General features: G+C 55.6%; 20 protein-coding genes. 11 read left to right on the top strand and 9 right to left on the bottom strand.

What is annotated here, in order from left to right; all coding sequences use genetic code 11:
- Positions 1-83 precede the first annotated feature (83 nt).
- Positions 84-1232, bottom strand: coding sequence for a YbfB/YjiJ family MFS transporter (locus ENTMO_RS0117020; protein WP_010433532.1), 1149 nt, complete (start codon positions 1230-1232; stop codon positions 84-86).
- A 138-nt stretch (positions 1233-1370) separates the two neighbouring features.
- On the opposite strand from ENTMO_RS0117020, the gene fghA reads away from it, so the two are divergent.
- Complete coding sequence (gene fghA, locus ENTMO_RS0117015; RefSeq protein WP_010433529.1) at positions 1371-2198, top strand: S-formylglutathione hydrolase; 828 nt, start codon at positions 1371-1373, stop codon at positions 2196-2198.
- 99 nt (positions 2199-2297) lie between these two features.
- Here fghA and cirA read toward each other — a convergent pair whose 3' ends face one another.
- The 3 genes from cirA to yieE all read right to left on the bottom strand — a co-directional run bounded on the left by cirA (position 2298) and on the right by yieE (position 6999).
- Positions 2298-4268, bottom strand: a complete 1971-nt coding sequence (gene cirA, locus ENTMO_RS0117010) for a catecholate siderophore receptor CirA (RefSeq protein ID WP_010433525.1) — start codon at positions 4266-4268, stop codon at positions 2298-2300.
- A 225-nt stretch (positions 4269-4493) separates the two neighbouring features.
- Positions 4494-5963 (bottom strand): amino acid permease, encoded by a 1470-nt coding sequence (locus ENTMO_RS0117005; protein ID WP_010433521.1) that lies wholly within the window; start codon positions 5961-5963, stop codon positions 4494-4496.
- A gap of 169 nt (positions 5964-6132) precedes the next feature.
- Positions 6133-6999, bottom strand: coding sequence for a DNA-binding transcriptional regulator YeiE (gene yieE / locus ENTMO_RS0117000; RefSeq protein WP_010433519.1), 867 nt, complete (start codon positions 6997-6999; stop codon positions 6133-6135).
- 98 nt (positions 7000-7097) lie between these two features.
- Here yieE and ENTMO_RS0116995 point away from each other — a divergent pair, with 98 nt between their 5' ends.
- Together ENTMO_RS0116995 and nfo are read left to right on the top strand one after the other, a co-directional pair.
- The gene (locus ENTMO_RS0116995) at positions 7098-8144 is read left to right on the top strand and encodes a YeiH family protein (protein ID WP_010433516.1); all 1047 of its coding nucleotides are present in this window, start codon (positions 7098-7100) and stop codon (positions 8142-8144) included.
- Positions 8145-8208: 64 nt separating this feature from the next.
- A complete protein-coding gene (gene nfo / locus ENTMO_RS0116990) occupies positions 8209-9066 on the top strand; it encodes a deoxyribonuclease IV (protein ID WP_010433514.1) in 858 nt (285 codons plus the stop codon).
- Positions 9067-9113: 47 nt separating this feature from the next.
- Here nfo and fruA read toward each other — a convergent pair whose 3' ends face one another.
- Genes fruA through fruB form a run of 3 tightly spaced genes read right to left on the bottom strand, consistent with a single transcriptional unit; the run spans position 9114 to position 12884 of the window.
- Complete coding sequence (gene fruA, locus ENTMO_RS0116985; RefSeq protein ID WP_010433512.1) at positions 9114-10799, bottom strand: PTS fructose transporter subunit IIBC; 1686 nt, start codon at positions 10797-10799, stop codon at positions 9114-9116.
- A gap of 16 nt (positions 10800-10815) precedes the next feature.
- Entirely contained in the window at positions 10816-11754 is a 939-nt protein-coding gene (gene fruK / locus ENTMO_RS0116980) for a 1-phosphofructokinase (RefSeq protein ID WP_010433510.1), read from the bottom strand.
- Entirely contained in the window at positions 11754-12884 is a 1131-nt protein-coding gene (gene fruB, locus ENTMO_RS0116975) for a fused PTS fructose transporter subunit IIA/HPr protein (protein ID WP_010433506.1), read from the bottom strand. Before fruB ends, fruK begins: the two co-directional genes overlap by 1 nt.
- Before the next feature lie 365 nt (positions 12885-13249).
- Between fruB and setB the strand changes: the two genes are divergently transcribed.
- Positions 13250-14431 (top strand): sugar efflux transporter SetB, encoded by a 1182-nt coding sequence (gene setB / locus ENTMO_RS0116970; RefSeq protein ID WP_010433504.1) that lies wholly within the window; start codon positions 13250-13252, stop codon positions 14429-14431.
- Here the strand turns inward: setB and ENTMO_RS0116965 are convergent.
- Positions 14428-14682, bottom strand: a complete 255-nt coding sequence (locus tag ENTMO_RS0116965; protein WP_010433501.1) for a YkgJ family cysteine cluster protein — start codon at positions 14680-14682, stop codon at positions 14428-14430. The two genes, setB and ENTMO_RS0116965, sit on opposite strands and share 4 nt — an antisense overlap.
- A gap of 164 nt (positions 14683-14846) precedes the next feature.
- Between ENTMO_RS0116965 and yeiP the strand changes: the two genes are divergently transcribed.
- Positions 14847-15419: an elongation factor P-like protein YeiP gene (gene yeiP, locus ENTMO_RS0116960; RefSeq protein ID WP_008500940.1), complete on the top strand. Its 573-nt coding sequence runs from the start codon at positions 14847-14849 to the stop codon at positions 15417-15419.
- Positions 15420-15536: 117 nt separating this feature from the next.
- Here yeiP and uxuA read toward each other — a convergent pair whose 3' ends face one another.
- On the bottom strand, positions 15537-16727 hold the full coding sequence (gene uxuA, locus ENTMO_RS0116955) for a mannonate dehydratase (protein ID WP_010433497.1): 1191 nt from the start codon (positions 16725-16727) through the stop codon (positions 15537-15539).
- 205 nt (positions 16728-16932) lie between these two features.
- On the opposite strand from uxuA, the gene ENTMO_RS0116950 reads away from it, so the two are divergent.
- The 6 genes from ENTMO_RS0116950 (at position 16933) to ENTMO_RS0116925 (ending at position 24794) form a co-directional block, all read left to right on the top strand.
- Positions 16933-18399, top strand: coding sequence for a mannitol dehydrogenase family protein (locus ENTMO_RS0116950; RefSeq protein ID WP_010433495.1), 1467 nt, complete (start codon positions 16933-16935; stop codon positions 18397-18399).
- Positions 18400-18523: 124 nt separating this feature from the next.
- A complete protein-coding gene (locus tag ENTMO_RS0116945) occupies positions 18524-19510 on the top strand; it encodes a CobW family GTP-binding protein (RefSeq protein WP_010433492.1) in 987 nt (328 codons plus the stop codon).
- Between the two features lie 33 nt (positions 19511-19543).
- Positions 19544-20239: a phosphatase PAP2 family protein gene (locus ENTMO_RS0116940; protein ID WP_029485150.1), complete on the top strand. Its 696-nt coding sequence runs from the start codon at positions 19544-19546 to the stop codon at positions 20237-20239.
- 434 nt (positions 20240-20673) lie between these two features.
- Positions 20674-21243 carry a bifunctional murein DD-endopeptidase/murein LD-carboxypeptidase gene (gene mepS / locus ENTMO_RS0116935; RefSeq protein WP_010433488.1) on the top strand — a complete coding sequence of 190 codons (570 nt, stop codon included), beginning with the start codon at positions 20674-20676 and terminating at the stop codon, positions 21241-21243.
- Between the two features lie 127 nt (positions 21244-21370).
- On the top strand, positions 21371-22924 hold the full coding sequence (locus ENTMO_RS0116930) for a cyclic di-GMP phosphodiesterase (RefSeq protein ID WP_010433485.1): 1554 nt from the start codon (positions 21371-21373) through the stop codon (positions 22922-22924).
- A gap of 64 nt (positions 22925-22988) precedes the next feature.
- Positions 22989-24794: an extracellular solute-binding protein gene (locus ENTMO_RS0116925; protein ID WP_010433483.1), complete on the top strand. Its 1806-nt coding sequence runs from the start codon at positions 22989-22991 to the stop codon at positions 24792-24794.
- The last annotated feature ends 9 nt before the right edge of the window (positions 24795-24803 follow it).

Here is a 24803-nt window from a genome sequence, read left to right as displayed (position 1 = left end):
GGCGTCTTTTGCCCTCGTTGTGGCAAAAGTGTGCGCTCATTGTGCGTGAGGCGGCGCACATAATCCAGTATTCACGACGATAATTATTGCAATTGCTGCTGCCTTTCAGCCTGACGGTTCCAGACCAGTGCCCCGCCGATGAACAGCGCGATGCCCGCCAGCCCCAGCGCAGGCTCCAGCCGATGCGTTAACCAGGTGGAGAGCGCGGACGTCACAGGGCCAATCAGCTGGCCGATGGCATAGCCGGTGGTGAGCAGTCCCGCCATATAGCGCGTGTGGTTCGGTGCCAGCTCGCGACCGTAGAGCAGAGAAAGCTGCACGGCACATAAGAACCCGCCGCCGACCAGCAGACCGCCCGTCAGCAAACCGCCAATGCCCGGCAGCAGCCAGGCGGCCAGCACGCCTGCACCCTGTAACCGCAGAACAATCGCCAGCCTGCGGTTAGCCGTGGATGTATGACGCAGTAGGATGCTGAGCACGATGCCGATGACGGCAGCGAAACCGAAAATCGGCCAGACAAACTGGGCAAACAGGCTGCCTGGAAAACGCACCGCCGCCATTTGCGACAGGAAGGTCGCCGGGAGGATATAGCCAAACCCCGCGAGGCTGTAGCTCCAGACCAGGCGCTTTAAATCCGCCGTCAGCACCAGCGGCTCCGGTGCGGTTCCAGGCCGATGGAGTTGCCCGGATCGCGGCAGGTAGCGTGCTACCAGTGCAATCAGCACCAGCGCCAGCACGCCGTAAATCTGCCATGCCGCCCCGGCAGAGAGCGCCTTCGCCTGAATATAGACCGCGAGCAGCCCGCTCAGGGCAATGCCTGCGCCCGGCCCGGCAAAGACAGCGGCGCTAAGCCCCGGTTTACCCAACTGACCCAGCCGTTCGTTGGTCCAGGCGGCTATCAGTACCATAGACCAGCCGCTCATGCAGCCAATCACGAAGCGCAGTAAACCATGAGCCATGGCGTTATCCGCCGCAGCCGAGAGCAGCGTCAGCGCAACCGCGCCAGTGATGCCCAACCAGAGGCGTGTTTCCACAAAGCGATGGGCGCGCATGGCATCCCACGCCCCGACCAGATAGCCCAGATAGTTCATCGCCGCCACCAGACCCGCACTGGTTAGCGTGAGTTGCCCGGCGGCAATCATCAACGGTACCTGAGGCGTAAAGGCAAAGCGCCCGATCCCCATTGCCACCACCAAAACCAAAAATCCGCTGAGCGCGATACGCAGCGCCATGACCGCTCCAGTTGTTAAAGAAAAGTAAATTTATGATGCAGTATCTGAGCGTAAGGGGAAAGTGAAAGTTACTCACAGGTCAATGAAAACTCTGTATTATGGATTTTATGAATACGTATCATCATTAAGGAGCCTTGCATGGAACTGCTCGAAGAGCACCGTTGTTTTGAAGGTCGACAGCAGCGCTGGCGGCACGACTCCACCGTACTGAACTGTGCGATGACGTTCAGCATTTTCCTGCCGCCGACGGAAAAACCGCCGGTTCTGTTCTGGCTTTCTGGCCTGACCTGCAACGACGAAAACTTCACCACCAAAGCGGGTGCGCAGCGTATTGCGGCAGAGCTTGGCATTGCGCTGGTGATGCCAGACACCAGCCCGCGTGGGGATGAGGTCGCCGACGATGCCGGATACGATTTAGGCAAAGGCGCCGGATTTTATCTCAACGCGACCGAGCAGCCGTGGGCGAGCCACTACCGCATGTATGACTACATTCGTGACGAGCTGCCTGCGCTGATTCAGGCGGAGTTTGCTGTGAATGACCGTTGCGCCATCAGCGGGCACTCAATGGGGGGTCACGGTGCGCTTATCATGGCGCTGAAAAACCCTGGGAAATACACCAGCGTGTCGGCGTTTGCGCCGATTGTGAACCCAACGCAGGTACCCTGGGGGCAAAAAGCCTTTACCCATTATCTGGGCGATAATGCAGAAACCTGGCAGGAATGGGACAGCTGCGCGCTGATGCTGGCAAGTCAGACAGAGGATGCGATACCAACGCTTATCGATCAGGGTGATGCGGATCAGTTCCTCGCCGGACAGCTACAGCCTGCGGTGCTGGCTGAAGCGGCTCGCCAGAAAGACTGGCCGCTAACGCTGCGCATTCAGCTGGGGTATGACCACAGCTATTACTTCATCGGGTCTTTTATTGAAGATCATCTCCGCTTCCATGCGGAGCACTTGTTCGCATAAGTGCGTGCGATTGCCGGGTGGCGGCTTCGCCTTACCCGGCCTACGTTCGTGGTTTTTGTAGGCCCGGTAAGCGAAGCGCCACCGGGCATAAAGGTTACATCAGAACGTATAATCCACGCCCACAAAGTAGCGACGACCATCTTCCGTATAGCTGTAATCGTCACGGCTCAGGTCTTTATCCAGCAGGTTCTGCACGCCTGCGCGCAGCTTAACGGCTTTCGTTGCCTGCCATGCCGCACCAGTGTTCCAGATAACGTAGCCGCCCGGCGTCGGTTCACCGCTGGTAAGCGCGCGTTTCTCGCCTTTATAGTTACCCTGCACATAGAACGACCAGTCCTGAGTTGCCTTCCAGTCAACGGTTCCGTTGGCGGTGTGGAACGGCAGTTCGGAGAGCGGCTTGTTGCCGCCGTTGCTGATATCACGACCATCGTTGTAGGTGTAGTTCAGCGTGACTTTCCAGTCTTCCGCAATCGGGAATTTCAGCTCGGTTTCCACCCCACGGATACGCGCCTTGTTGACGTTGTAATAGCGGAAAATGGGTTCGCCGTCGGCGTTCAGCCCAACATAGTTCGGGTAGCTTTGCGCCTGGTTCACGTTAGCCGTACGGCTGATGCTGATGCGGTCGTCCACGTCGTTCTGGAAGGTGGTGATGCTGGCCTGCACGCCTTCTAGCCAGCCCTCTTCCCCGCTGTAGTAGAGTCCAAGCTCGAAGCTTTCGCTGGTTTCTGGCTTCAGATCCGGGTTACCGACAATCTCGCAGGCGCCGCGGCAGGAACCGGTGATCCAGTCCGGGCTGAGCTGCAGCAGCGATGGCGCTTTAAACGCGGTGGCCCAGCCCCCTTTCACCGTGACGGTGTCGGTCGCGTTGTAGACCAGATAGGCACGCGGGCTCCAGTGGTCGCCGTAGGTTTCATGGTCATCCATACGGATGCCGGTGGTCAGCGCCAGCGGCTCGAAGATACGCCATTCATCTTCAAGGAACAGCGCGTACTGGCTTGCCGAGGTTGTGCTGCTGGTACTCCCCGTCAGGTTGACCGGATCCTTCAGCTTATCGTGACGCCACTCGCCGCCGAAGGTCAGCAACTGATTGATTTCGCCCAGCGGCAGGACGTATTTCCCGTCAACCGCGTTGCTCTCGGAGGTAATCGGACTGCTGTTGCCCGGGTTTTTGTTGTCGACCTTCTCGCCGTACACCTTCAGTTCACTGTTGCCCACGCCCCAACGGCCGTTGTGGCTCAGGGAGTAGTTCTGGCGCTCAAGGCGGTTTTTGTCGAGGGAGTCAGAGTCGCGATCCTGGCGGTCGAAGCCGTATCCCGCGGTAAAGTCATGATTTTCCGTCGGCGTCCAGGCGAATTCGACGTTGGCATCGCGGCTGGTGAAGCCTTCGATGCGCGGCGTTTCACCGCTCGCGGAGGTAGAGGAGCGTTGCTGATCGTCTTTTTCACGTTTAGACACGCTGCCGTAGGCTTTAAGCCCCAGCACGCCATCCACCAGCGGGCCGCTGGTGTAGAACTGACCGTTATTGGTGTCACCGCGGTCGCGGTGTTCCTGAATGGTTGAATCCGCGCTCAGGGTTCCGGTCCATTTCTGACCGATTTTTTTGGTGATGATGTTGACCACGCCACCCAGCGCATCGGAACCGTAGAGGGAGGACATCGGGCCGCGCACCACTTCGATCCGCTCGATAGCGTCGACAGGCACCCAGTTCAGGTCAAAATCGTTGTGGCGGAATACCGCATTGCGGGAGCTAACGCGTTTGCCGTCGACCAGAATCAGCGTATAGCTGCTGTCCAGACCTCGAATACTGACCCCTTTGCGGTTGTCCCCTTCGTTTGTGAGCTGCACGCCAGGCACATCCTGTAACACATCTTTCAGGTTCTGAACGGGCTTACGCTTTAAGTCTTCCTGAGTAATGACGCTAATGCTCGCCGGTGCGTCTTTCAGGTTTTGCTCGGTCGCGGAGGCCGTTACAACCAGTGTGTCGCCAGATTCCGCAGCGATGACAGGCAGTGCCAGGGACATTGCGGACGCACAAAGTCCTCCCCTGACGAAGGGATTCAACCTAAACATTCCATATCTCCATGAGGTAAATACAACTAAATCAACTAATTATTGCTCACAACGCCTTAGGGGCCGCCCGCATCTTCGGCAGGTCGGTGTGCTGCTTATTATTTCGTAACGATAAAGCAAACGATAACTATTATCAATTCAATTGTTAAAAATTATATCCGTTCTGCATACTGTGGAGATAAAAAAGCCCGCTCAGGGGAGCGGGCTAAAAGAGAGGAACTGCGGTTATTGTTTAAATCGTTCCGGGAAATCCATTTCACTGTAGCGAACGAAGTGGGTTCCTTTCGTCAGTTTGTAGCCAAACCAGATGATCAGGAACAGCGGAATACCGATGTAGGTGGCCGTAACAGCGCCCCAGTCAATGGAATCCGCAAGGAAGGCTTCATAGTTCTGCCCCAGGGTAATAATCAGGCACAGAATGAAGGCGAAAATCGGCCCCAGCGGGAAGAACCCTGAGCGGTACGGCAGGTTATTCAGGTCATGGCCCTGCATCACATAGCCGCGACGGAAGCGGTAGTGGCTGATAGCAATTCCCAGCCAGGCGATAAAGCCCGTCATCCCGGAGGTATTCAGCAGCCACAGGTAGACCGTCTGATTACCAAACATAGAGGTCAGGAAGCACAGACCGGCAATCACCGTAGTTGCATACAGCGCATTACGCGGTACGCCGCCACGTGACAGTTTGGCGAAAATACGCGGGGCTTTACCGTCGCAGGCCAGGGTGTACAGCATACGGGTGGATGCATACATGCCGGAGTTACCCGCAGACAGCACCGCTGTCAGGATCACCGCGTTCATCACCGCCGCCGCCGAGAGCAGACCCGCGTGCTGGAAGACCAGCGTGAACGGGCTGACGCTGATGTCTTTGACATCGTTACGCAGCAGGCTCGGGTCGGTATACGGAGTGATCAGGCTGATAATCAGAATAGCGAACACATAGAACAGCAGAATACGCCAGAACACCTGACGCACCGCGCGCGGAATGTTCTTCTCCGGGTTTTCAGACTCACCGGCCGCAATACCGATAAGCTCGGTTCCCTGGAAGGAGAAGCCGACAATCATCGCCACGCCAATCATCGCCGAGAAGCCCCCGGCAAACGGCGCATCGCCTATCGTCCAGTTACTCCATCCGGCAGGCTGAGCGCCTTTAAAAATCCCCACGATCATCGCCACGCCGACAACGATAAAGATGATGACGGTAGCCACTTTAATTAAAGAGAACCAGTATTCTGCTTCGCCGAAACCGCGCACGGAGATGTAGTTCAGCAGGAAGATGACGGCCAGGAACAGGGCGCTCCAGATCCAGCCCGGGGTATCCGGGAACCACCAGTTCATCACCAGCTGCGCGGCGACCAGGTCAACGGCGATAGTGACCGCCCAGTTGTACCAGTAGTTCCAGCCCAGCGCGAAGCCGAAACCTTCTTCAACGTATTTTTGCCCGTAGGTTGAAAACGAGCCGGACACCGGCATGTAAGCCGCCAGTTCGCCCAAACTGGTCATCAGGAAGTAGACCATCAGGCCAATCAGGATATAAGAGAAGAGTGCCCCACCCGGGCCTGCTGCCGAAATCGTTGCGCCAGAGGCAACGAAAAGACCTGTACCGATTGAACCGCCGATAGCGATCATCGTCAGGTGACGCGCCTTAAGTTCGCGACGTAGCGCGGGCGCTTCTGTGGTTTTAGTTTCTGAAACCATGTGAAAATGCTGTCCATTTATTAAATGAGGCGCGATTGTAGCAGACGATCTCCGTTCCTTCCGGCAGAAATACCCAGTTATAAGAGAGCTTCATGACTCGGCCAGGATTATAAGTAAAGCATAATTTTTCCCTCTCCCCTTTGGGGAGAGGGCTATGGTGAGGGGAAGATTACATCTCGCAATAACGCAGAAAACGCTGCAGAGAGCTGGAAAGGTGTTTCTGGCGATGGTGAATGCACCACAGCGTGCGCACCAGCTTCGGCAGAGGAATGGGAATTTCGACCAGCGATCCGACCTCAAGCTGTTCAGCGATCACGCGCCGCGAAAGACAGCTGATGCCCAGTCCATGACGCACCGCGTGCTTAATGGCCTCTGAGTTGCCCAGCTCCATCCCCAGCTGGAACTGCGGCAGATGGGAGAGCAGCAGGTAATCGACGATTTCACGCGTGCCAGAACCCTGCTCGCGCAGGATCCACTGCGCCTGCGCCAGACGTTCCAGCGTCACCTCGCCCTGTAATAAAGAAGAGGCCGGGGAGGCAAACACCACCAGTTCATCTTCCAGCCAGGGTTCGGCAATGATATCCACGTTGTGGCACGGCCCTTCAATCGGGCCAATATCGACGCGGAAATCGATCACCGCGTTAATCACGTCCTGGCTATTGCCCACGCTCATCTCCAGCGGCAGCGTCGGGAAATCACGGCGGTAGCGGGCAATCACCTCCGGCAGGATGTAGTTACCAATGGTGCTGCTGGCAAACACGCGGATCGCGCCGTTGTCTTCGCGGAACAGCTGTTCAATTTCGATGGCCTGTTCCAGCAATGCCAACGCGCGCGGGTAAAGCAGACGGCCATGTTCGTTGACCACCAGCCGCTTCCCTACCCTGTCGAACAGCTGCACGCCCAGCTGCCCTTCGAGATCGGTCAGCGCCGCACTGACCGCAGACTGCGAGAGCGCCAGCATCTGCGAAGCCTGGGTCGTCGATCCACTCTTCAGCACTTCAGCGAAGACTTCCAGTTGACGCAATGTAATGTGCATGGTTGTTTACCACTTATATAGATTAATTATAAATATATAATCAATTTTATTTTTAAGCCAGTGCGCCGTAACCTTTAAGCCAGACAAAGGAGAAGGTTATGTCAGAACTCACCTTACAACATCATCGTACAGTGTGGCACTTCGTGCCGGGTCTTGCGATCAGCGCCGTGATAACCGGCGCAGCATTATGGGGCGGCAGCATTCCCGCTGTTGCGGGCGCAGGTTTCAGCGCCTTAACGCTGGCCATTTTGCTCGGCATGGTGGTCGGGAATACCCTATACCCGCACATCTGGAAATCCTGCGACGGCGGTGTGATTTTCGCCAAGCAGCATCTGCTGCGTCTCGGGATCATTCTTTACGGCTTTCGCCTCACCTTTTCGCAGATTGCGGATGTGGGTGTGAGCGGGATTGCCATTGACGTCCTGACCCTGACCAGCACCTTTTTACTGGCCTGCTTTATCGGTCAGAAAGTCTTTGGGCTGGACAAGCACACCAGCTGGTTGATCGGTGCCGGGAGCAGTATCTGTGGGGCAGCGGCGGTGCTGGCAACAGAACCCGTCGTTAAAGCCGAAGCCAGCAAGGTAACCGTGGCGGTGGCGACGGTGGTGATCTTCGGTACGCTGGCGATCTTCCTCTACCCGGCGATGTACCCCCTGGTCGCCCACTGGTTTAGCCCGGAAACCTACGGCATCTATATCGGTTCGACCATGCACGAAGTGGCTCAGGTAGTCGCAGCAGGACACGCCATTAACCCGGAAGCCGAAAACGCGGCGGTGATTGCCAAAATGCTGCGCGTGATGATGCTGGCCCCGTTCCTGATTTTCCTGGCCGCGCGGGTTAAACAGCTGGCTCCGGCTGGCGGTAGCGAGAAGAGCAAAATCACCATTCCGTGGTTTGCTATCCTGTTCATCGTGGTGGCAATCTTTAACTCCTTCCACCTGCTGCCGAAAGCGGTAGTGGATATGCTGGTGACGCTGGACACCGTGCTGCTGGCGATGGCGATGGCGGCGCTGGGTGTGACCACTCACGTCAGCGCGCTGAAAAAAGCCGGTGCGAAACCGCTGCTGATGGCGCTGGTGCTCTTCATCTGGCTGATTGTCGGCGGTGGCGCGATTAACCTCGCCGTGCACAGCCTGATGGCATAAACCACTACATCCTTCTCCTGTTAACCCGCTATCATAAGCATTTCGGGTTAACAGGAGTCCCTTTATGAAATACGTTGGAGCGCACGTTAGCGCCGCCGGTGGCCTTGCGAATGCCGCCATTCGCGCCGCCGAAATCGAGGCAACCGCTTTCGCCCTGTTCACCAAAAACCAGCGCCAGTGGCGCGCCGCCGCGCTTACCGCTGAAGTGATTGATGATTTCAAAGCCGCCTGCGAGAAATACCACTACGGGCCTGGCCAAATCCTTCCCCACGACAGCTATCTGATTAACCTCGGGCACCCGGTTCAGGAAGCGCTGGATAAATCACGCGAGGCGTTTCTTGATGAAGTGCAGCGTTGCGAACAGCTGGGGCTGACGCTGCTGAACTTCCATCCCGGCAGCCATCTGATGCAGATTGACGAAGATGCCTGTCTGGCGCGCATTGCCGAATCCATCAACATGACGCTGGACAAGACCAAAGGCGTTACCGCGGTGATTGAAAATACCGCCGGTCAGGGCAGCAACCTCGGCTTTAAGTTCGAACATCTGGCGGCGATTATTGACGGCGTGGAAGACAAATCCCGCGTGGGCGTGTGCATTGATGCCTGCCACGCGTTTGCGGCCGGGTATGACCTGCGCACCACCGAGGCAACGAAAAACACCTTCGAAGAGTTCGAGCGCATCGTGGGCTTTCAGTACCTGCGCGGCATGCATCTGAACGATGCAAAAAGTGCGTTCGGCAGCCGCGTTGACCGCCACCACAGCCTGGGCGAAGGCAACATCGGCCATGATGCGTTCCGCTTTATCATGCAGGACGCCCGCTTCGACGGTATTCCGATGGTGCTCGAAACCATTAACCCGGATATCTGGGCGGAAGAGATTGCCTGGCTGAAGGCGCAGCAAACCGCTGAACAAGCGGCATAAAAAAAGCCGGGTGCGTAATGCAACCCGGCTTTTTTGTTGTTTATCGCTTACGCTGCTTTTGCCACAACTTCCGCTTCCGGACGTTTCAGCACCGCATAAGACAGCCCCGCCACCAGCGTACCGGCAACAATCGCCAGCAGATAGCCCAGTACCGGAGTGATTGCGCCTGGGATCAGCAGCACGAACAGACCACCGTGTGGTGCCATCAGCTTAGCGCCAATCGCCATAGAGATTGCACCCGTTACCGCGCCACCGACGATACAGCATGGCAGAACGCGCATTGGGTCACGAGCTGCGAACGGAATCGCGCCTTCGGTAATGAAGCAGAGGCCCAGAACCAGCGCCGCTTTGCCGCCTTCCTGCTGTGCTTTATCGAACTTACGACGGGCAATGATCGTTGCCAGACCGAGCGCCAGCGGTGGCACCATACCTGCCGCCATGATCGCCGCCATCGGCGCGTAGGTCTGGGTACTCAGCAGGCCAACGCCAAAGGCGTACGCCGCTTTGTTCACCGGCCCCCCCATGTCGGTACACATCATGCCGCCGAGGATTGCGCCCAGCAGAACCGCGTTAGCGGTGCCCATGGTTTGCAGCCAGTGGGTCAGACCCGCCAGAATGCCCGCAACCGGCTTACCAATCAGGTAAATCATCGCCAGACCGACCACCAGGCTGGAGATCAGCGGGATAATCAGGATCGGCTTCAGCGCTTCCATACTCTGTGGCAGCTTCAGCTTAGCGCTAATCAGCTTCGCGACGTAACCCGCCAGGAAACCGGCAATGATACCGCCGATAAAGCCAGAACCGGTGCGCACCGCCAGCATACCGCCGATAAGACCCGGCGTCAGACCCGGACGGTCAGCAATGGAGAAGGCGATAAAGCCTGCCAGTACCGGTACCATCAATGCGAACGCGGAGCCGCCGCCGATCTGCATCAACGCAGCCGCCAGCGTGCCTTCTTCTTTAAACGCGGTAATACCAAATGCGAAGGAGAGCGCGATACACAGACCGCCAGCCACCACCATCGGCAGCATGTAGGACACGCCGGTCAGCAGGTGGCGATATGCGCCAGCAGACTCTTTTTTCCCTTCGGTCGGGGTTTTCGCTGCCCCGGTCGCCTGATACGGCCTGGCTTCCACCAGCGCCTTATCAAATTCCTGAGCGGTCTTTTTCAGCGCCAGACCGGTAGAGGTGCGGTACATTGGCTTACCGGCAAATTTCGCCAGAGCCACTTCGATATCCGCCGCCACGATCACCAGATCGGCTTCCGCCACTTCTTCAGGGGTAATCGCATTGCCCGCGCCAACCGAGCCGCGCGTTTCAACTTTCACCCACCAGCCGCGTTTTTTCGCTTCGGTTTCAATGGCTTCAGCCGCCATAAAGGTGTGCGCCACGCCTGTCGGACAGGCCGTAACCGCGACAACGCGTTTCGGACCGGAAGCCGCAGCCGGGGCCGCCGCCACAGGCGCACTGTACACAGTGGCGTGACCTTTCGCTTCGCTCAGGAACAGCTCAGGATGTGCCACCGCGCGATTAATATCGCCCAGCCACACTTTTTTGCCGTTCAGCGCGCTGTCTGCGGGGATTTTATCACCCAGGACAATCGCCAGTTCGGCATCGCCTGGGTTATCAATGATATCCAGGTGTGCTTTTTGTGCCGCCGCGCCCAGCAGGGTCTTCGCCATGTAGGCGCGAGCCTGTCCGAGACCGGAGTCAATGATCAGCAGCGTTTTCATTATTCCTCTCCTGCTGTTAGTTAAAAGGTTTTAAGTCAACGCGCGCCATCATCGCGGCTAACTGGGTACGATCGGTAATACCGACATTGCTCTGGCTCACGGCCAGGGCAGCAACGGCGGTGGCAAGACGTAGCGTATGTTCACTGGATTCACGCATCAGCAGACCGTAGATCAGGCCACCAACCATGGAATCCCCCGCGCCAACGGTACTCACGACTTCCATTGACGGCGGTTTGGCAATCCATTCACCTGAAGCGTTAACCCACAACGCCCCTTCTGCACCCAGCGAAATCACCACGTGAGCGATACCCTGCTCGCGCAGCGCATGGGCAGCTTCAATCACATCCTTTAATTCTGGCAGCTTACGGCCTGCCCAGATCTCCAGTTCGCGACGATTTGGTTTCACCAGCCACGGAGAGGCTTTAAGACCCGCCACCAGCGCATCGCGGCTGCTGTCAAAAATAATGCACGGGCACTGGCTGCGCAGGCGCGTCATCCAGTCGGTGAAGGCTTCCGGGCTCACGCCGGACGGCAGACTGCCGCTGACGCATACCATGTCGAACTGGCCAAGCCAGGTCAGGGAGTCGGTGACAAAGCGTTCCCAGTCAGCAGGCGTCACTTCGAAGCCAGAGAAGTTGAGATCGGTGACTTCGCCGTCTTTCTCCGTCAGCTTAACGTTGATGCGGGTACGGCCCTGAACGACCTGGAAACGGTTGGCAATGCCCAGCTCGCTGAATAGCTGCTGGAAACCGTCCTGGTTATCTTTTCCGAGGAAGCCGCCGACGGTGACGTCGATACCGAGGTCTTTCAGCACCTTCGCGACGTTAATCCCTTTACCTGCCGCATGCAGGCCAGTGGTACGCACGAGGTTTACTTCGCCGCGTTCAATTTCCGGGCAAAAGCCCACCAGGTCGTAAGCCGGGTTCAGCGTAATAGTCGCAACACGTCTGCTCATTATGCGCCCTCCCCCAGACCTGCCGCGATGGCATCGCCAATCGCTTTCAGCGCCTGTTCAGCATCGGCACCCTGTGCGGTGAAGCGCAGACGGTGGCCTTTCTTCACGCCCAGCGCGACAACTTTCATCAGGCTTCGGCCATTCGCCGGTTTGCCTGAGCCATCCAGGTTGGTCACGGTAATCTCGCTTTCAAATTGTTTAATGGTGTTCACCAGCATGGTGCCCGGACGAGCGTGCAGGCCGTGTTCATTACGCACCACGAACTCTGCGTTCAGCACGTCATCGGTCAGCGCATCGTCACTGGTCAGCAGCGCAAGCACGGTGGCTGCATCAGCGTTCAGCAGTTTTTCAGCTTTGTTGTTCAGCAGCAGATCGCTCAGGCGCTTCAGTACCGCAACCGGCTGGTCATCGACCATGGCCACGGTGACCAGCATCGCGGCGCGCTCGCCATCTACGTCAAACGCAGTAGCGGCGCGGCTGACAGCAACTGCACTGCGCAGGTTGCCTTCAGCACTGTCGTTCAGCCAGACGCCCTGGCCCAGATTCAGCGGCTTATCATTGATAGCGCGCGTAACGAATGTCGCATCGGCCGCACCGGCTTCCTTCAGGCGACCCGCGTTCAGCGCTTGCAGGGTCACCAGGTCAGAGGCTGCAACATCCAGCGTCAGGGTTTCATTATCCAGTTTCAGCGCTTCGCTCTGTTTTTCACCCATCAGCAAGGCGCGCAGCTCTTCAGCCGTGGTGACAGACTTCAGCTGTTCCGCCACCGAGTCATCGCTCAGCACGTGCGTCAGCTGGCGCAGCAGGCCCAGGTGTTCGTCGCTGCTGGCGGCGATACCGATAGCCACATAAGCCACCTGACCGTCGCCCCAGAGCACGCCCTGCGGGAACTGATAAACCTGCACGCCCGTTTTCAGCACCTGGTCGCGGGTGTCGGTGGTGCCGTGTGGAATAGCGATGCCATTCCCGAGGAACGTTGAAGTCTGCTGTTCGCGGGCCAGCATGCCGTTAACGTAACCCTCCGCCACGTTACCTGCCTGCACGAGGGCAGCGGCAACCTGGCGAATAGCCTCTTCTTTCGTCCCGGCCTGTGCGCCCGGGTGAATATCCTGAACAGATAACTGGAACATGGTTCTCCTCTCCTGCTGAACTTGAATCGTTTCAGCCTTAATGAGAAAAAATGCGCTAACCTGCTCCGTCAGTTAAAACAAGATAGCGCTGAAACGTTTCAAAAAGTCTTGCTCTTTCTGTATAGCGTTGCAAGGAAAGTTACATTTGGCTGTTCAGAATTTAGAGTTACAGCACATTTCTCCTTTCTTCAGCTGAATATTGCTGACGTTCAGCACGTCAGTTTCAGCTAAGTTCAGCAACCATTTTCAAATTGAAATGCCATTTTGATTTTTTGTAGCAAAAGTGACCGCACCCTCTGTTTATTTAATGACTGGCGGCGTAAACTCCGCGTCTTTCTGACCCACGCTAATCCTGATACGAAAACATGCATAACACCCCCGCTGCCGCCTCACCAAAGCCCCTTGATTTGACGTCAACGGCGTTTTTGATCGTTGCTTTCCTTACCGGGATTGCCGGGGCCTTACAAACGCCCACGCTGAGTTTATTTCTGACAAATGAAGTCCACGTCCGTCCGGCGATGGTCGGCTTCTTCTTTACTGGCAGCGCCATCATCGGCATCCTGGTAAGCCAGTTTCTGGCAGGACGTTCCGACAGAAAGGGCGATCGCAAAAGCCTGATTGTCTTTTGTTGCCTGCTGGGGGTATTCGCTTGCGTGCTGTTTGCCTGGAACCGTAACTATTTCATTTTGCTTTTTGTTGGGGTATTTCTGAGCAGTTTTGGCTCTACCGCCAACCCGCAGATGTTTGCCCTTGCCCGTGAGCATGCCGACCAGACCGGACGCGAGGCGGTGATGTTCAGCTCAATCCTGCGTGCCCAGGTGTCGCTGGCATGGGTCATTGGTCCACCACTGGCTTATGCGCTGGCGATGGGCTTTGGCTTTACGGTGATGTACCTGAGTGCGGCCGTGGCCTTTGTCGTGTGCGGCACAATGGTGTGGTTCTTCCTGCCCTCAATGCGTAAAGAGCCGAAACTGGCGACAGGCGCGCTGGAAGCACCGCGTCGTAACCGCCGCGATGCCTTGCTCCTCTTCATCATCTGTACGCTGATGTGGGGCACCAACAGCCTTTATATCATCAACATGCCGCTGTTTATTATTGATGAACTACACCTGCCGGAGAAGCTGGCGGGCATCATGATGGGGACGGCCGCTGGCCTTGAGATCCCGACCATGCTGATTGCTGGCTATTACGCAAAGCGCTTTGGGAAACGTTTTTTAATGCGCATCGCGGCGGTCGCCGGGCTGCTGTTCTATGTCGGGATGCTTACAGTGCATACGCCCGCGCTACTGCTGGCTTTACAACTGCTGAACGCCATCTATATCGGCATTCTCGCCGGGATTGGCATGCTCTACTTCCAGGATTTAATGCCGGGTCAGGCAGGCTCTGCCACCACCCTTTATACTAATACCACCCGCGTGGGCTGGATTATTGCGGGCTCGATGGCCGGTGTCGTGGCGGAGATCTGGAACTACCACACGGTATTCTGGATTGCCCTGGTAATGTGCGTTCTGACGATAACCTGTCTGACGCGGATCAAAGACGTTTAGGGCGCGGTGAGCACTTCCAGCTCAAGCAGGTACGTCATCGCCTGCGCTCGCGTAATGCCGCACATGTCGGCGGAAGGCTGAAGCCCGGAGCACACCTTCGGGCGCAGGGGCGACCCAAAGATCATACAGAGATTAGCGTCAGAAAGCTGAACGCAGCGGGTATTGGCAGGCTTGCCCTCCGGCATTCCTGGAATGGGGCTTGAAATGGACGGTGCAGTACAGCACGCGCCACAATCTGAACGACAATCCATAAATGCTCTCAGTCAGTGATGAACGCCCGCGCAGTCGGGCATTGGGCGCACAGTAACACCTTTTTTGTATTGATAGCAAAAGCCGCGAATTCCGCTTGCCTGAAAGGCCGCGCGCGAGTAATTTGGCGCGATATTTTTTACCTCCCGTAAACAGGATTACTGCAATGCCAAGAGCGAACGAAATTAAGAAAGGTATGGTACTGAATTACAACGGCAAACTGCTGATTGTGAAAGATATCGATATTCAGGCACCTAGCGCCCGTGGTGCAGCGACGCTGTATAAAATGCGTTTCGCCGATGTGCGTACCGGCCTCAAAGTGGAAGAACGCTTTAAAGGTGACGATATCGTCGATACCGTGACCCTGACCCGTCGCTATGTTGATTTCTCCTACATCGACGGCAACGAATACGTGTTCATGGACAAAGAAGATTACACCCCGTACATCTTCACTAAAGATCAGATCGAAGAAGAGCTGCTGTTTATCCCTGAAGGCGGTATGCCGGATATGCAGGTGCTGACCTGGGACGGCGTGCTGCTGGCGCTGGAGCTGCCTCAGACCGTGGATCTGGAAATCGTGGAAACCGCACCGGGCATCAAAGGCGCGTCAGCCAGTGCGCGTAACAAACCGGCTACCCTGACCACCGGGCTGGTTGTGCAGGTGCCAGAATACCTGTCTGCTGGCGAGAAGATCCGCATCCATATCGAAGAAAAACGCTATATGGGTCGCGCTGACTGATTGCGGCATTTATCGGGTGGCGGCTTCGCCTTACGCGACCAAAAAACACAAAAACCGGCTCTCAGGCCGGTTTTTTATTTCAGGCCCGGTAAGCGCAGCGCCACCGGGCAACAGAGCTTACAAAAGCTCCGGATACTTCGTCATCTTCAGCGCCAGCTCAACGCCGCGCACTTCTGCCATTCCTTTCAGGCGACCAATCGCCGAATAGCCTGGGTTGGTTTTCTTACGCAGATCGTCCAGCATCTGGTGTCCGTGATCCGGACGGAACGGAATGGGACGCACATCGCCCGCGTGCTTACGGCGCACTTCTTCCGCCAGAATGGCGTCCACCACCGCCACCATATTCACGTCACCGTTCAGGTGCGCGGCTTCGTGGAAGGTTTTTGGGTTCTCTTCGCGGCAGGTTGCACGCAAATGCGTGAAGTGAATACGATCGCCAAAGGTTTCAATCATCCGTACCAGGTCATTATCCGCACGCACGCCGTAAGAACCGGTACACATCGTAAAGCCGTTATAGATGCTGTCTACCGTCTCTTTCAGCCACTGCATATCTTCAATCGTCGACACGATACGCGGCAGGCCGAGGATAGGACGCGGAGGATCGTCCGGGTGAACAGCAAGACGCACGCCGGACTCTTCTGCCACCGGTACTATCGCGCGCAGGAAGTACGCCATGTTTTCGCGCAGCTGGTTTTTATCGATATCACCGTATTCCGCCAGACGCGCGCGGAACTGGTCCAGCGTGTAGCCTTCTTCAGCACCCGGCAGCCCGGCAATGATGTTGCGGGTCAGCTTTTCAATATCCGCTTCACTTGCCGCGTGGAACCACGCGAGCGCCTGCTGCTGCTCTTCTGCGGTGTAATCCGCTTCAGCACCCGGACGCTTCAGAATGTGCAGTTCAAACGCCGCAAACGCGATCTGGTCGAAACGCAGCGCTTTTGAACCATCCGCCATCTGGTATTCAAGATCGGTACGCGTCCAGTCCAGGATAGGCATAAAGTTATAGCAGACCGTATCAATGCCGCAGGCCGCCAGATTACGGATACTCTGCTGATAGTTGGCAATCCAGGTCTGGTATTCACCCGAATGGGTTTTGATATCCTCGTGGACCGGAATACTTTCCACAACTGACCAGGTTAACCCCTTCTCCGCCAGCAACGCCTGACGCTTTTGAATTTCCTCAACCGGCCACACTTGCCCGTTAGGAATATGATGCAGTGCCGTGACAACGCCTGTCGCGCCAGCCTGACGCACATCATCAAGAGAAACCGGATCGTTCGGCCCGTACCAACGCCAGGTTGGTTCCATTGACTCACCCTCTCAAGTTGTTATACCAATATGGTTTACTGCAATGACGACTACCATACATGTTTACCGCGAAGGGTCAACACAGCGCCACACATTGATTGATCAAACTCACAGAACGGGGATATTTACGGCTTACCAATTCAATTTGTTGTCATATAACTTTACACTGCCATTGTTAATTAATGGTTAATCAGGTGTGTATTTCATGAAGACAATTGCTTCCACCTCGCTTCCTGCCCGCGTGCAGCAGCCTCGCTACGATCGCCAGCAATTACGCTCGCGCATTGTCCATTTTGGCTTCGGCGCATTTCACCGCGCGCATCAGGCGTTGTTAACAAACCGGGTGCTGAATGAGAAAGGAGGCGACTGGGGTATTTGTGAAATTAGCCTCTTCAGCGGTGATGTGCTGATGAGCCAGCTGCGCGCGCAGGATCATCTCTTTACCGTGCTGGAGAAAGGTGCGGAGGGGAACCAGGCTATTGTTGTCGGCGCGGTACATGAATGTCTGAATGCCAAACTCGATTCGCTGGCGGCCATTATTGAGAAATTTTGCGAACCGCAGGTTGCGATTGTCTCCCTCACCATCACGGAAAAAGGCTATTGCATCGATCCGGCGACCGGCAAGCTGGATATGCACAATACCCGCATTCTACACGATCTGGAAAACCCGACCGAGCCGCATTCCGCACCGGGGATCCTGGTCGAAGCCCTTCACCGCCGTCGCGAACGCGGCCTGCCGCCGTTTACCGTTCTCTCCTGCGACAATATCCCGGACAACGGCCACGTCGTAAAAAACGCCGTGCTCGGGATGGCGCAAAAACGTTCCGCTGAGCTGGCCGGGTGGATTGATGCTCACGTGAGTTTCCCGGGCACGATGGTCGACAGAATTGTCCCCGCCGCAACGGAGACCTCGCTTGCGGAAATCACGCAGGAACTTGGCGTTGAAGATCCCTGCGCCATCAGCTGCGAGCCGTTTATCCAGTGGGTGGTCGAAGATAACTTTGTCGCCGGACGCCCTGAGTGGGAAGCTGCAGGCGTGCAGATGGTGAAGGATGTTCTCCCGTGGGAACAAATGAAGTTGCGGATGCTCAACGGCAGCCACTCTTTTCTGGCTTATCTGGGATACCTCGCCGGATACGCACATATCAATGAATGCATGGAGGACGCGAGCTTCCGCGAAGCCGCCCGCCGCGTAATGCTGAACGAGCAGGCTCCCACTTTGCGCATCACAGACGTGGATCTCACGGCCTATGCCGACAGCCTGATCGACCGTTTTGCGAATCCCGCATTGCAGCATCGAACCTGGCAAATCGCGATGGACGGCAGCCAGAAGCTGCCTCAGCGCATGCTGGATGGGATCCGTGTCCATCTCGAACGTAAAAGCGCGTGGCCGCTGCTGGCGCTGGGGGTTGCAGGCTGGATCCGCTACGTCAGCGGCACGGATGAGCGCGGAGACGCGATTGATGTTCGCGACCCGCTTAGTGATAAAATCCAGTCAATCGTCAAGGCCAGCAGTGAAGCGGAGCGCGTGAACGCCCTGCTGACGCTGAGCGAAGTCTTTGGACAGGATCTGCCTCATAACAGCGTCTTTGTAAATGCGGTAAACGAAGCATATCAGCGCCTGACCCGCTACGGTGCGCGTCAGGCTGTTATTGAAACGTTAAATATTTAACCATTCTTGCCCTTAAGGCGAACGGAAAACCTCTCCGTTCGCTCTTCCCCCTTCTCATGACGCTTTTTTTTCGCCAGGATGATGGCTAATTGTTATAGCATCACAGTAAGTCATGGGAGCGCATGTGACCAAAACCAACCTCATCACCGGTTTTCTCGGCAGCGGAAAAACCACCTCAATTTTGCACCTGCTCGCGAATAAAGACCCGGCAGAAAAGTGGGCCGTACTGGTCAACGAATTTGGCGAAGTGGGCATCGATGGCGCATTGCTGTCTGACAGCGGGGCAATGATCAAAGAGATCCCGGGCGGCTGTATGTGTTGCGTGAATGGATTACCCATGCAGGTCGGGCTGAACACGCTGCTGCGCCAGGGTAAACCGGACCGTCTGCTGATAGAGCCGACCGGGCTGGGCCACCCTAAGCAGATCCTCGATTTGCTGACCGCCCCGGTTTACGAGCCGTGGATCGACCTGCGCGCCACGCTGTGTCTTCTGGATCCGCGCCTGCTTCTGGACGAGAAGGCCGTGGCCAATGAAAACTTCCGCGATCAGCTCGCCGCGGCAGATATCATCGTGGCGAATAAAGAGGATCGTGCAACGGCTGAAAGCCAGGCTGCGTTTGATGCCTGGTGGCAACATTTCGGCGGCGATCGTCAACGGGTTCACACCACTCAGGGCAAAATTGACAATGCCCTGCTCGATCTCCCCCGTCTGAACCTGGCGGAACTGCCCGTCAGCGCGGAACACGCGCATAGCCACGCGGTGAAGCAGGGTCTGGCGGCCCTGAGCCTGCCGGAACATCAGCGCTGGCGTCGTAATCTCAACAGCGGTCAGGGCTACCAGGCTTGCGGATGGATCTTCGATGCCGATACGGTTTTCGACACGATCGGGATTCTGGAATGGGCCAGACTTGCTCCGGTCGATCGCGTCAAAGGCATTATGCGAACTCCGGACGGGCTGGTACGCATCAATCGCCAGGGCGCAGATTTCTTTATCGAAACGCAAAATGTTGCCCCCCCGGACAGCCGGATAGAGTTAATTAGTGCGGTTAACGCCGACTGGAACACGCTGCAGACCAACCTGTTGAAGCTTCGTTTAAGTTCCGACGGCTAACGTTGCCCCAGATTTCAAACGATGCTGAACGTTATGACGACTCGATTTCCCTTAATACTGCTGCTGAATGCTGCCGGTCTGGCACTCTTTTTATCCTGGTATCTGCCGGTGAACCATGGTTTCTGGTTCCCGCTGGATTCCGGTATTTTCCACTTCTTCAACCAGGCGCTGGTGAAGAGTGAAACCTTCCTGTGGCTGGTCGCGATTACCAACAATCGCGCCTTCGACGGCTGTTCACTGCTGGCCATGGGCTGCCTGATGCTCTCTTTCTGGCTGAAAGAAGATAAAACAGGACGTCGCCGCATAGTGCTCACAGGCTTGGTCATGCTGCTGACTGCGGTAGTGATTAACCAGCTGGCGCAACATTTGATGCCGGTAAAACGCGCAAGTCCTTCGCTCTATTTCCCGGATATTCACCGCGTCAGCGAATTACTGCATATCCCGACTAAAGATGCGTCTAAGGACAGTTTCCCCGGCGATCACGGTATGATGCTGCTTATTTTTTCAGCATTCATGCTGCGCTATTTTGGCAAAAAAGCCTTTGCGACGGCGCTGGTAATTGTGGTCGTGTTTGCTTTCCCGCGCGTCATGATCGGCGCTCACTGGCTGACGGATATTGTTGTGGGTTCGCTCTCTGCGGTGCTGATTGGTTTGCCATGGGTGCTGATGACGCCGTTAAGCGATCGATTAATAGCCATTTTTAATCGTTACTTGCCTGGCGATAAGTAACAAGTTCTAAACAAATAACCAATCGTAATTAACGCAAACTATCGGGGATCATTTCGTTCCCTGATAGTCCCCTCTCTTCAATTGCCCCGCGCCGTCATATTCTTGTCATCTCATTCATGTTGAAAATGAAGCAATTGCCTGAGTTGGAGCCGCTTCTGACGGCATTTTGGGGCATTTACGTTTTTTTACTCTCGGTATCACAATTTCTTATAAAAAATCGGACTTTTTTGCTCGCAATGCCCCTTGCAATCGGTTAATCTCGAACTCGTTTTGCCCCACTGAGATAATTATTATCATGGTGAATAAATTTGTGCACTGCGCCACAAATCTGACCAGAAAGAATTGTCTCAATGTGAACAGCTAATTAGTCTCGTCACGTTTGGCATTTTTATAACGATATTTATCGTTAAGGACTTCAAGGGAAAATAAACAAAATGGTCAAATCTCAACCGATTTTGAGATATTTCATGCGGGGGATCCCGGCGATAGCAGTAGCGGTTCTGCTTTCGGCATGTAGTACATCGAACACCGCTAAGAATATGCATCCTGAGACGCGTGTTGTGGGAACAGAAGATTCCTCGTCACTGCAAGCCTCTCAGGATGAATTTGAGAATATGGTGCGTAATCTGGACGTGAAGTCCCGTATTATGGACCAGTATGCTGACTGGAAAGGCGTGCGTTATCGTCTTGGTGGCAGCACGAAAAAAGGCATTGATTGTTCCAGTTTCGTACAACGAACCTTCCGTGAACAATTTGGGTTAGATCTTCCGCGTTCAACCTATGAACAGCAGGAGACGGGCAAGTCGATTTCACGTTCCAAACTGCGTACCGGTGATTTAGTTCTGTTCCGTGCGGGTTCTACGGGTCGACATGTTGGCATCTACATTGGCAACGACCAGTTCGTTCATGCTTCCACCAGCAGCGGTGTGACCATTTCCAGCATGAATGAACCGTACTGGAAGAAGCGCTACAACGAAGCGCGCCGTGTATTGACCCGCAGTTAATATGATGATTGTATCGTTGGTTATCCCTTGGCTGGCGATATAATAAAAAAAAGCACTGCTTCGGCGGTGTTTTTTTTTGCCCGTTACACTGAATACATTCAGCGGCTACTCAGGAATCACGATCTCTATGTTCACCCGCTACTTTTCCAGTCATCGCAAGATACTGTTTCTCAGTATTGTCACAGGGCTCTTTGTCGCCCTGCTCCTGGGCTCATTGCAGTTTTTCTGGAGTTACCACAAGCGGGAAGTCAGATTCGATACTCTGATTGAAGATGTGAGCATCTACATGGAGAGCTACTTCGGAGAGCTAAAAGAGTCTATCGATCTCCTCCAGCCGCTTACGCTGAACAATTGCCATGAGGTTAACGCTGAACTGACTTCACGCGCTGCCTTCAGTATTAATGTGCGCGCCTTCCTGCTGGTCAGAGACAAAATAGCGTTCTGCTCTTCCGCCACAGGGTCGATGAATTCCCCGATGGAAGCGCTTATACCCGAGCTGCACATCAACAAACCGATCGATATTGCCCTGCTGTCCGGCACGCCCATGCTGCCGAATAAACCGGCCATTGCCATCTGGTACCGTAATCCGTTGGTTAAGGACGGCGGCGTCTTTACCTCGGTGAATCTCAATCTGACACCGTACCTGCTCTATGCCGCGCGTCAGGACGAGTTCGCGGGTATTGCCATCATCATTGGCGACAACGCGTTGTCGACAATGTCCAGCACGCTGGTTAAGGCGGAAGATCTCCATGAACACGCCGCCCGCACCGCCGCGCTGAAAGACATTCCTCTGACGATCAAGATTTATGCCGAAGCCTGGACCAGCGATGAAATCCTCTTCGCCCTCTTCTTCGGGCTGGTGTGCGGCATAGCCGCCGGAACGCTCAATTTTTATATCCTGACCATACGTCTGAATCCGGGTAAGGAAATTTTAACCGCGATTAAGCACAATCAGTTCTATGTGGTGTATCAGCCCGTGGTCGATGCTAAAGAGCTTAAAATGCGCGGTGTGGAAGTCCTGATGCGCTGGAAGCACCCGACGATGGGCGAAATCCCACCGGATGCGTTTATTAACTTTGCTGAAGCGCAAAAGCTGATTGTTCCTCTGACGCTGCATCTTTTTGATCTCATTATTCGTGACGCACCGGTATTACAAAGCGTATTGCCTGCGGGAGCCAAGCTGGGGATAAACATTGCGCCAGGGCATTTGCATGCGGAGAGTTTTAAAGAAGATATGCAACGCTTCAACGCCTCGCTGCCGCCCGATCATTTCCAGACGGTACTGGAAATCACCGAGCGCGACATGATTAATCAGCGCGAGGCCAACCAGCTTTTTGAATGGCTGCACAATGAAGGCTTTGAAATCGCGATTGATGATTTCGGGACCGGCCACAGTGCCCTGATTTATCTCGAGCATTTCACAATGGACTACATCAAAATCGACCGGGGTTTTGTCAATGCCATTGGAACCGAAACCGTTACTTCGCCCGTACTTGATGCCGTATTGACCCTCGCAAGGCGACTGAACATGTCCACCGTCGCCGAAGGGGTGGAAACGCCCGAGCAGGCGGCCTGGCTGCGCGAGCATGGCGTTAACTTCCTGCAGGGATACTGGATCAGCCGCCCTATGCCGCTGGCGCAGTTTCGCACATGGCAACCCAATATGATGTCCGGTGAATAATTTCACAATGGCGGCGACGTCACTTATTATTCAGTTTTAATGTGAACGAAGGATCCGCCACGAGATGTTTATGCGCGTCGTAGTGATGTTAATGGCAGTGGTGAGCCTGTCCAGCCAGGCGCAGACCATCAAAGAGAGCACGGCATTCGCGGTGATTGGCGAACCTAAATGCGCGGTTAATTTTACCCACTACGATTACGTCAACCCCGCCGCGCCTAAAGGCGGAAACGTGACGCTCTCGGCCACGGGCACCTTCGATAACTTCAACCGCTTTGCCCTGCGCGGCGTGGCGGCGGCGCGTACGGAGTCCCTCTATGACACGCTGTTTGTGACGTCAGACGATGAGCCGGGCAGCTACTACCCGCTGGTGGCGGAAAACGTACGGTACGCGGATAACTTCGCATGGGCCGAAATTTCACTCAACCCGCAGGCGCGTTTTCATGATGGCACGCCGGTTAGCGCCCGCGACGTGGCCTTCACATTTCACAAGTTTATGACAGAAGGGGTCCCGCAGTTCCGTCTGGTGTACAAAGGCACCACCGTGAAAGCTATCGCCCCGCTGACCGTGCGTATCGAACTGAGCGAACCAAACAAAGAGAATATGCTGAGCCTGTTCTCCTTGCCCGTCATGCCTGAGTCCTTCTGGAAAAACCACAAGCTGAGCGACCCGCTCTCCACACCGCCGCTGGCGGGTGGTCCGTATCGCATTACCGACTGGCGAATGGGGCAGTATGTGGTCTATTCCCGGGTCAAAGATTACTGGGCTGCAAATCTTCCGGTAAACCGTGGCCGCTGGAACTTTGACACCCTTCGCTATGATTATTACCTTGACGATAACGTGGCGTTTGAGGCGTTCAAGGCGGGTGCGTTTGATTTGCGCGTGGAGAGCAGTGCCAAAAACTGGGCTACGCGCTATATCGGGAAAAACTTTGCCAACGGTTACATCGTTAAAGACGAGCATAAAAATGAATCGGCCCAGGATACCCGCTGGCTGGCGTTTAACATCCAGCGCCCGGTATTCAGCGACCGTCGGGTGCGCGAGGCGATTACCCTGGCGTTCGATTTCGAGTGGATGAACAAGGCGCTGTTTTACGGCGCCTACAGCCGCGCTAACAGCTATTTCCAGAACACTGAATATGCCGCTCGTGACTATCCTGATGCCGATGAGCTGGTCTTGCTGGCTCCGCTGAAGGCGGAACTCCCGCCAAAAGTGTTTACGAGCGTGTTTGAACCGCCTAAATCCGACGGTAAGGGTTTTGACCGTGACAACCTTCTGAAAGCCAGCGCGCTGCTGGATGAGGCGGGATGGCACCTGAAAAATCAAAAACGGGTGAATGTGCAAACGGGCAAACCGCTGAGTTTCGAGCTCCTGCTCGCTTCAGGGGCAAATGACCAGTGGGTACTGCCGTTTAAGCAGAATCTCGCCCGGCTGGGGATTACTCTGAATATCCGCCAGGTGGATATCGCTCAGCTCACCAACCGCAAGCGCAGCCGGGATTACGATATGATGCAGAGCCTGTGGGCCGCGCAGCCGTGGCCCAGCGGCGATTTGCAAATTTCATGGGCCTCCAGCTATATAAACTCCTCCTACAATGCCCCCGGCGTTAAGAGCCCGGCGATCGACGCGCTGATTGAGAAAATCGTGGCCGCGCAGGGCGATAAAGAAAAATTGCTTCCGCTTGGCCGCGCGCTTGACAGGGTGTTAACCTGGAACTACTACATGCTGCCAATGTGGTACATGGGCGAAGATCGCCTTGCCCGTTGGGACAAATTCTCGCTGCCCTCTGTACGCCCTGTCTATACGCTGGGTTTCGATACCTGGTGGTATGACGTGAACAAAGCCGCCAAACTGCCCGCAGAGCGGCGTTAAGGAATAACA

Origin of the sequence: Enterobacter mori LMG 25706 (assembly GCF_000211415.1) — a bacterium.
Classification (GTDB): Bacteria; Pseudomonadota; Gammaproteobacteria; order Enterobacterales; family Enterobacteriaceae; genus Enterobacter; species Enterobacter mori.
Note: the sequence above shows the minus strand (reverse complement) of the source record. Positions and strands in the feature narration are given on the sequence as shown.

Excerpts from the sequence above, each read along its gene's own strand:
- ENTMO_RS0117020 (WP_010433532.1), bottom strand. The coding sequence starts at position 1,232 with ATGGCGCTGCGTATCGCGCTCAGCGGATTTTTGGTTTTGGTGGTGGCA.
- fghA (WP_010433529.1), top strand. The coding sequence starts at position 1,371 with ATGGAACTGCTCGAAGAGCACCGTTGTTTTGAAGGTCGACAGCAGCGC.
- cirA (WP_010433525.1), bottom strand. The coding sequence starts at position 4,268 with ATGTTTAGGTTGAATCCCTTCGTCAGGGGAGGACTTTGTGCGTCCGCA.
- ENTMO_RS0117005 (WP_010433521.1), bottom strand. The coding sequence starts at position 5,963 with ATGGTTTCAGAAACTAAAACCACAGAAGCGCCCGCGCTACGTCGCGAA.
- yieE (WP_010433519.1), bottom strand. The coding sequence starts at position 6,999 with ATGCACATTACATTGCGTCAACTGGAAGTCTTCGCTGAAGTGCTGAAG.
- ENTMO_RS0116995 (WP_010433516.1), top strand. The coding sequence starts at position 7,098 with ATGTCAGAACTCACCTTACAACATCATCGTACAGTGTGGCACTTCGTG.
- nfo (WP_010433514.1), top strand. The coding sequence starts at position 8,209 with ATGAAATACGTTGGAGCGCACGTTAGCGCCGCCGGTGGCCTTGCGAAT.
- fruA (WP_010433512.1), bottom strand. The coding sequence starts at position 10,799 with ATGAAAACGCTGCTGATCATTGACTCCGGTCTCGGACAGGCTCGCGCC.
- fruK (WP_010433510.1), bottom strand. The coding sequence starts at position 11,754 with ATGAGCAGACGTGTTGCGACTATTACGCTGAACCCGGCTTACGACCTG.
- fruB (WP_010433506.1), bottom strand. The coding sequence starts at position 12,884 with ATGTTCCAGTTATCTGTTCAGGATATTCACCCGGGCGCACAGGCCGGG.
- setB (WP_010433504.1), top strand. The coding sequence starts at position 13,250 with ATGCATAACACCCCCGCTGCCGCCTCACCAAAGCCCCTTGATTTGACG.
- ENTMO_RS0116965 (WP_010433501.1), bottom strand. The coding sequence starts at position 14,682 with ATGGATTGTCGTTCAGATTGTGGCGCGTGCTGTACTGCACCGTCCATT.
- yeiP (WP_008500940.1), top strand. The coding sequence starts at position 14,847 with ATGCCAAGAGCGAACGAAATTAAGAAAGGTATGGTACTGAATTACAAC.
- uxuA (WP_010433497.1), bottom strand. The coding sequence starts at position 16,727 with ATGGAACCAACCTGGCGTTGGTACGGGCCGAACGATCCGGTTTCTCTT.
- ENTMO_RS0116950 (WP_010433495.1), top strand. The coding sequence starts at position 16,933 with ATGAAGACAATTGCTTCCACCTCGCTTCCTGCCCGCGTGCAGCAGCCT.
- ENTMO_RS0116940 (WP_029485150.1), top strand. The coding sequence starts at position 19,544 with ATGACGACTCGATTTCCCTTAATACTGCTGCTGAATGCTGCCGGTCTG.
- mepS (WP_010433488.1), top strand. The coding sequence starts at position 20,674 with ATGGTCAAATCTCAACCGATTTTGAGATATTTCATGCGGGGGATCCCG.
- ENTMO_RS0116930 (WP_010433485.1), top strand. The coding sequence starts at position 21,371 with ATGTTCACCCGCTACTTTTCCAGTCATCGCAAGATACTGTTTCTCAGT.
- ENTMO_RS0116925 (WP_010433483.1), top strand. The coding sequence starts at position 22,989 with ATGTTTATGCGCGTCGTAGTGATGTTAATGGCAGTGGTGAGCCTGTCC.